The organism is Mycobacterium kyorinense, from assembly GCF_001672775.1.
GTDB lineage: Bacteria > Actinomycetota > Actinomycetes > Mycobacteriales > Mycobacteriaceae > Mycobacterium > Mycobacterium kyorinense_A.
Map to the genome: position 1 here is coordinate 1 of NZ_LZKJ01000176.1, position 2,743 is coordinate 2,743.

Consider the following 2,743-nt stretch of genomic DNA (forward strand, 5'->3'; position numbering starts at 1 on the left):
GAACCCGGAAGCTAAGCCTGCCAGCGCCGATGATACTACCCACCCGGGTGGAAAAGTAGGACACCGCCGAACACACACAAAAAAGGGCACCCCACAAAGGTGCCCTTTTTTATATTCAAAAAAGGCTAGTCGAAAAGGGTCAGCGTCGCCGATTTCCGGCTTTTCTCTAATTCGAGCAGCGTTCGTTTACGCTGTAGGCCGCCGCCATAACCGGTGAGGCTGCCGCTGGCACCGATCACTCGGTGACAGGGCACGATGATGGCGATCGGATTTCGTCCATTGGCCAGGCCGACCGCGCGAGCGGCCCCGGGCGCTCCGATCTGTTCGGCGATCTCTCCGTAGGACCGGGTTTCTCCGTAGGGAATCGTCATCAACGCCTCCCACACGCGCCGCTGAAACGCGCTGCCCGCCATGTTCAACTCGATGTCGAAGTCGGTGCGCTCGCCGGCGAAATAGGCGTTGAGTTGGTCCACGGCCGTTGGGAATGCGGTGTCCTCTGGCACCCAGTCGGCGCGGCTCGGCTCGTAGGTCTGGTCCACCATGCGCAGGTTGGTCAGGACATGGTCATGTCCAGCCAACGTCAGTAGGCCGATTGGGCTGTCGATGGTGCGGTAGTGGATCATGCCGTCTCCTTGATGGGCCAGTGGTTCACCGGGTGGTCCAGCGTCGTCCACAGATGCTGGGTGGCGTAGGAACGCCACGGCCGCCAGGCGTGGCTGCGAGCGATCAGCGCCCGCTGACCGGTGGGCAACCCCAGCTGCTCGGCGGCTAGCCGCAGCCCGAGGTCGCTGACCGGAAAGGCATCTGGGTCCCCGAGTCCGCGCATGGCAATCACTTCTGCAGTCCAGGGTCCCACTCCGGGCAGCGCGAGCAGCTGCCGCCTGGCCCCCTGCCAGTCGCAGCCCGCATCCAGCGTCAGACTGCCGTCGGCCAGCCCGTCCACAAGCGCTGTGAGCGTTCGACGACGGGCCGCCGGGACGGCCAGGTGGGCTGGGTCGATGTCGGCGAGCTCCTCGACCGAGGGGAAAGTATGCGTCAGCGCTCCGCCGCCGACGTCGTGGACCGGTTGCCCGTAGCCGGCGACCAATCGGGCTGCGTGAGTCCGAGCGGCCTTCGTCGAGACCTGCTGTCCCAGCACGGCGCGGATGGCCAATTCGTTTTCGTCGACGGTGCGGGGGATCCGTTGTCCAGGCGCCTTGGCGACCACAGCAGCCAATTCCGGGTCCGACCCCAACACGTCGATCACCGCTTCCGGATCAGCGTCCAGGTCCAATAAGCGTCGGCAACGGGCGATAGCGGTCGTCAGATCCCGGAAGTCGTCGAGGACGAGCTGACAGCGGACGTGGTCTGGCGCCGGCGTGAGAGTGACGACGCCGTTGCCGGACGGGAGCCGAAGCGTGCGGCGATACCCGCCATCGCGTACTTCTTCGCATCCGGGGACGGCGCCGGCCGCCAGATGACCGAAAACGCCGTCGTAGGCAAACGGTGTCCGTACCGGCAGGCGCAGCGACACCGTCCCGGGTGAGGCGGCATAGTGCCCGAACCGGGCCGCCGCGCGTTTGCGCAGCGACGTAGGCGTGCTGTCGCACACGGTGCGCAGGGTGTCGTTGAACTGGCGAATACTGGCAAACCCGGCGGCAAACGCGACGTCGCTCAGCGGCAGATCCGTCGTCTCGATCAGCACCCGGGCCGTCTGGGTCCGTTGGGCTCGGGCCAGCGCAAGGGGGCCGGCCCCTACCTCGGCTTGCAGCAGGCGCTCCAACTGGCGTGTGGTGTAACCGAGGTGGCCGGCCAGGCCGCTGACACCTTCGCGGTCCACGGTGCCGTCGGCGATGAGCCGCATCGCCCGCGCCACGATGTCGCCGCGCACATTCCACTCGGGCGAACCCGGCGATGCGTCCGGACGGCACCGCTTGCACGCCCGGAAACCGGCCCGCTGCGCGGCCGCCGCCGTCGGATAGAACCGCACATTGCGGGCCAGCGGTGGCCGAGCCGGACAGCTGGGCCGGCAGTAGATCCCGGTGCTGAGCACCGCGGTGACAAACCAACCGTCGAACCGGGCGTCCTTGGACTGCACAGCCCGGTAGCAGCGGTCGAAATCTTCGTGCACGATTGCCACAATTACACCTGCCCACCGACATCACTGGCGGAAAAGCGACATCGTGGTGGATTGACTGGCCGGATTCGGCTACACGGGGGACGCGATCCTGGTCGGCTGGTCGTGGCCGCGCAGCGTCACCGTCTCCCCCAGCGACCAATGGGCGCGTTCGCTTTCGGTCGCGCCCTCCAACACCTCCGACGATGCCAGCAATCGGGTGGGATGCGATTTGGCCAGGTCACACAGGCGGGCCGCCTCGTTGACCGGCTCACCGATCACCGTGTACTCGAACCGCTCCTTGGCGCCGACGTTGCCGGCGACGACCTGTCCGGCCGCCACCCCGATGCCGGCCAAACACTCCTGCACTTCGGCGCTCAGCCGCCGGGCGATGGCTCGCGCGGCCGCCAGCGCCGCCTCTTCGGGATGTTCGAGGCGATTGGGGGCGCCGAAAACCGCCAGCGTCGCGTCGCCCTCGAATTTGTTGACCAGCCCGCGATGGCGGTCGACTTCGTCGACGATCACGGCGAAAAACCGGTTGAGCAGTTGAACGAGTTCAGCCGGTGGCCGACTGGTCACCAACTGTGTCGAGTCCTCGATATCGACGAAAACCACTGCGACATGGCGCTCTTCGCCGCCCAACTGCGG

Annotated in this window: 3 protein-coding genes; all 3 read right to left on the minus strand. The window is 66.6% G+C overall.

Going from position 1 to position 2,743, the window contains the following annotated elements:
• Positions 1 to 125: 125 nt before the first annotated feature.
• Positions 126 to 623: a methylated-DNA--[protein]-cysteine S-methyltransferase gene (locus tag A5707_RS19515; RefSeq protein ID WP_065016095.1), complete on the minus strand. Its 498-nt coding sequence runs from the start codon at positions 621 to 623 to the stop codon at positions 126 to 128.
• Entirely contained in the window at positions 620 to 2,110 is a 1,491-nt protein-coding gene (locus tag A5707_RS19520) for a DNA-3-methyladenine glycosylase 2 family protein (protein ID WP_065016096.1), read from the minus strand. The genes A5707_RS19515 and A5707_RS19520 overlap by 4 nt, the downstream gene beginning before the upstream one ends.
• A 78-nt stretch (positions 2,111 to 2,188) precedes the next feature.
• Positions 2,189 to 2,743 (minus strand): adenylate/guanylate cyclase domain-containing protein (locus A5707_RS19525; RefSeq protein WP_197495382.1); only part of this gene is annotated, 555 nt, incomplete at its 5' end.